This window comes from Bacillus sp. S4 (assembly GCF_040838205.1).
In the GTDB taxonomy this organism is placed as follows: domain Bacteria; phylum Bacillota; class Bacilli; order Bacillales; family Bacillaceae_G; genus Bacillus_A; species Bacillus_A cereus_U.
Genome location: NZ_JBFPJI010000257.1, coordinates 1 through 4,795, shown reverse-complemented (window position 1 = coordinate 4,795; position 4,795 = coordinate 1). Strand labels below are relative to the sequence as shown.

The following is a 4,795-nucleotide window of genomic DNA, read 5'->3' as shown; positions in this document are numbered from 1 at the left end:
ACTAGGAAGTATTCTTATTGATGGTGGATATCAAACAAAAAGGCTTCAAGAAGAAACGCTTGAAGAGGAAATCGCGTATTACGAAAAGGATTTTGAAGAATATATTTTTAATAATTGGGGTGGATTTTTCAAAAGTGAAAAAGAAGCATATACTAGGTGGTCTCCATTATTAGAAGTTGCTGTAAAAGACCTAGGGATTGAAATGGATAATAAAGTATGTTGGCATGCGAGAGGTACAACAGCTGGTAATATAATAAGAGGTATGCATAAAGATGAAACGATAGATATTTACGAGAAGTTACCATCTAATATTATATTGCTTCGAGCTACAGTTCCACAAATATGGGATGAATATAGAGATAAAACAGTGAGGATTTTCAAGTTAAAAACTGGCGCGAAAGTAAAATTAATCTCTGATACTACACATTTGTTACACTGGGATAAACCAGAAGTTGTTATAGAGGAAATAAAAAGTAATTGGAGCTAACATATTCATACTAAAGTTGTAGTTTTCACATGAAAAATCCACCCTTCGGTTTGATTTTATCTATTTATAAGTGTAATACAATAAGAATAGATAATAAGAAACAAGGGGGAATGTAAAGTGATTACACATATATCAGATATAAAACTACAAACGGTTTCTATAGAAGGGGTAAAACAAGTCTATAACGACATATTATCTTTTCCAATAAAAAAAGAAACCGCATCATATATTCAATTTGAAGTAACACCGTATACAACAATTAGTTTTCAAGAAGTATATGAACCAATTGCACCTGCGCATTTCGCTTTTGAGATCCCATATTCAAAGTTTCATGAAACGGCAAAATGGCTTAAAGAGTCTGGATTACTCATTGTGAAATGGAAAGATGGTCATACAATTGGTGAGGAGAATGGTCTATTCAATTTATACTTTAAAGATGGTGATGGAAATCTTCTCGAAATTATTGCACATAGTTATGTTAAAGAAGATGTATTAGTCCCGCATTCACCGTTAAACATTTTATACGTAAGGGAAATTGGTCTTCCGGTTAAAAGTGTACCTGTATTTACGGAATGGTTGAAATCAAATCTAGACATGAAAACGAAGGAAGATGGGGATATTTTTAACTTTGTAATAGGTGGCACTGCATATATCGTTGCAACCTGGTGGCAGCGACCGTGGATTCCAATCGCGATGAAAGCTTTACCACCGAAAGTACATGTTTCATTCGGAACACCGGATCATGCGTTTTTACAACAAATCCAAAATAACTTTAAGAAAAATAGTGTTCCATTTGAAAGTAAACATACTGATGTATTGTTTATTCAACAAGGGTATTCATTTTCTGTTTTGCATACACCGGAGTTTCATTCCGATATTCCTAGAAAATTAAACTTACCACTTTCTATATAATTATAGGGAGGGGTAAGTTTTTTTCATTTTCATGAAGAAGGGTTTCAGTATAATTACACTGAATTTATAGAGGACTATAAGGCGTTATTCTAATTTACTGTAAGGAGAGAAATGAATTGAATCTAGGAAATCCGATAGCCAAAGGAAATACGGCTGAAATTTATCTTTGTGATAATAAAGTTGTGAAATTGTTTAAAGAATGCCTCCCTAATACAGAATCTCTATACGAAGCACAAAAACAAAAGTATGCATATTCATGTGGTTTACACGTTCCTAAAGTATTTGAAGTTACAGAGATACAAGGTAGACAAGCTATTATTATGGAATATGTAGAAGGAGAAAGTGTTGGTGAGCTTTTGCTTAATAATTTGAGTAAAGCGGAGCATTACATAAGTATATGTGTTAGTGTACAACAAAAGATTCATGCGATCTGTGTGAGATCGGATGAAATAGAGCTGATGGAAAAGAGGCTTTATCGTCAAATTAACTCCGTACATGATCTGGATGAAAAACAAAAGGGAAATATATTAAAACAGTTAGATTCAATCACATTTGAACCTAGATTATGTCATGGTGATTTTCATCCGTTTAATTTAATTATGAGTAATGGTGATGTGAATATTATAGATTGGGTTGATGCTAGTTCAGGTGATATTCGTGCAGATGTGTTTCGGACATACTTATTGTATTCACAGAATTCAGTGGAATTAGCTGAAATGTATTTACATATATATTGCAAAAAAACAGGTCTATTAAGAGATGAAATTTTCCAGTGGGCTCCTATTATTAGCGCAGCTAGATTGGCAGAGAGTACACCTCTGTAAATAAAAGATGTTTTCAAGTATTTATTTTGATCCCTATTAAAATAGTGAATCATTTATTTTTTTACTCATTGATTCTCTCCGTTATTTTTCTTGCTAATTCTTTTCGGTTTGTCATATACTAAAAAGAGACCAAATGTTTTCTTTTAGGAGGACACAATGCGTAAAGGTGAATTAACAAAAAGAATGATTCTTGATCGTTCCTCTGCTCTGTTTAATGTAAAGGGGTATAGTGGTTCTTCAATTTCTGATATTATGCGAGAGACTGGGCTAGAGAAGGGTGGTATTTATCGTCACTTCAAAAATAAAGATGACTTGGCTGTTCAAGCCTTTCAGCACGCAACTTCACAAATGGGAGTGCGTTATGCCGAAGAGATAAAAAAAGAATCCAATACGTTGGATAAGTTAAAAACTTTTATTTCAGTTTTTACATCTCTCGTTCATAATGATCCTCTTCCAGGAGGCTGTCCAATCATGAATGTAACGTTAGAAGCAGATGATTCCCACCCACTTATGGCAGAACAAGCACAGATAGCGATGAATCAATTACTTGGAATGATTGAAAAGATTATTACGAATGGAATTGAGCAAGGGGAGTTAAGATCAGATACTCAAGCAAAGCAGATTGCTATCATCTGGATTTCTTCTCTTGAAGGAGCACTTGCCTTGTCACGCTTATACCAAGATACAGTCTATATTGATACAATATCGTCACGACTTTTAGATGAATTGGAAAAACAAATTACGGCCAAGTAAGCCGTAATTTTTATCGCTGAAAAGAGACTGTTCGGTTTCTTATTTTGGGGGGGTGATCACTTAATAGAAATTCCATAACGGAACTATGAAAAAACGGATGAGAGAAGAATGGTACTAATACAAAATAGTAAATTGAAAAATGTGTAGAGTATGAACGATTTCGGCCTACCTGTTTCTAATTTTTGGAGGAGTGTGAAAAAGGATATGAGAGAAATAGAAACAATCGTAATTGGCTCTGGACCTGGAGGATATGTTGCTGCAATAAGAGCTTCACAATTAGGGAAACAAGTGGCAATTATAGAAAGAGAGAATCTTGGTGGCGTCGTATGTGCTAACGTCGGCTGCATTCCATCTAAGGCACTTATTTCTGTAGGTCATTGTTTTGAGGAAACAAAGCATTCAGAAAATATGGGTATTTTTTCTTCTGGTGTAAATGTTGATTTTGCAAAAGTACAAGAATTTAAAAACAACGTTGTAAAGAAATTAGTAGGTGGTGTAGAAGGGTTATTAAAAAGCAATAAAGTAGAAGTGATAAAAGGTGAAGCTTATTTCATGGATGCTAACACTATACGAGTAACCAATAAAGATGCAGCTCAAACATATACATTTAAAAATGCAATTATAGCTACTGGATCACGCCCAGTTGAAATTCCAACATTTAAATTTACAAAACGTGTGATTAACTCTACAGGTGTACTTAGTTTAACTGAAGTTCCAAGTAAATTGGTTGTAATCGGTGGTGGTTACATTGGTACTGAATTGGGCTCTGCTTACGCTTCCCTCGGTTCTATAGTAACAATTATTGAAGGAGGTAAAGATATTTTAACTGGCTTCGATAAACAAATGACTCAAATTGTGAAAGAAGACCTTATAAACAAAGGTGTTACAGTAATAGTAGATGCATCCGCTAAAGGTGTTGAAGAAGTTGAAAATGGTGTAATTGTTACCTACGAAATTGGTGGTGAAGAAAAGAAAGTTGACGCTGATTACGTATTAGTAACGGTTGGCCGTCGTCCTAATACTGAAAATATGGGTTTTGAAAAAATCGGTATTGAGTTTTCTGACCGCGGTTTATTAAAAATTGATCAACAATGCCGTACTAACCTTCCGAACATTTTTGCTATCGGTGATATTATTGCTGGTCCACAGCTTGCACATAAAGCATTTTACGAAGGAAAAGTAGCTGCTGAAGCTATTTTTGGTGAACTATCATGTGTTGATTACTTGGCAATTCCAGCAGTTTGTTTCACAAATCCTGAATTAGCTACAGTTGGTTATACTGAAGAGCGAGCAAAGGCAGAAGGCATGGAAGTAAAAGTGATTCAATCCCCATTTTCAGCAAACGGTCGTGCACTTGTATCAAATGAAGGAAAAGGGTTCTTGAGGCTATTGGTGCGTAAAGAAGATGGTGTATTAGTAGGTGCTCAAATCGTGGGTAATGGTGCATCAGAAATAATTGCCGAAATGGGTTTAGCAATTGAATCAGGCATGACAGTTGAAGATATTGCATTAACACCACATGCTCAACTAACTTTAAGTGAGATTGTGATGGAAGCTGCTGAGGCCTTAATTTACAATTTTAAATAAATATTAATTAATAAAAATTGGATTGCTTCGTTTTTTAGAAATTCTAAATAAAATAAATGTAGAGATAAATAAATATGTAAAAAACAATCTTTACTAATAAACTTCTTAATAACATATTATGGCTAATTGAGCCGTTTTTTTACCGTGAAAAAGAGACTATTCGGTTTCTTTTTGTGAGAGGATTTATTCATTTATTAGAGAATTAAAAGTAAAATTATGGAAAATTAATATG

General features: G+C 34.1%; 4 protein-coding genes and 1 pseudogene. All 5 read left to right on the top strand.

Annotation, left to right across the window (positions count from 1 at the left end):
* Positions 1–487: pseudogene (locus tag AB3X48_RS17880) on the top strand (alpha/beta hydrolase); the annotation flags it as partial.
* A 117-nt stretch (positions 488–604) separates the two neighbouring features.
* Complete coding sequence (locus AB3X48_RS17875) at positions 605–1,399, top strand: VOC family protein (RefSeq protein ID WP_088099115.1); 795 nt, start codon at positions 605–607, stop codon at positions 1,397–1,399.
* Between the two features lie 116 nt (positions 1,400–1,515).
* Positions 1,516–2,223 carry a phosphotransferase family protein gene (locus AB3X48_RS17870; protein ID WP_078181653.1) on the top strand — a complete coding sequence of 236 codons (708 nt, stop codon included), beginning with the start codon at positions 1,516–1,518 and terminating at the stop codon, positions 2,221–2,223.
* Positions 2,224–2,379: 156 nt separating this feature from the next.
* Entirely contained in the window at positions 2,380–2,976 is a 597-nt protein-coding gene (locus tag AB3X48_RS17865) for a TetR/AcrR family transcriptional regulator (RefSeq protein WP_016101946.1), read from the top strand.
* Positions 2,977–3,180: 204 nt separating this feature from the next.
* Entirely contained in the window at positions 3,181–4,563 is a 1,383-nt protein-coding gene (gene lpdA / locus AB3X48_RS17860; RefSeq protein WP_016104922.1) for a dihydrolipoyl dehydrogenase, read from the top strand.
* Positions 4,564–4,795: the final 232 nt, after the last annotated feature.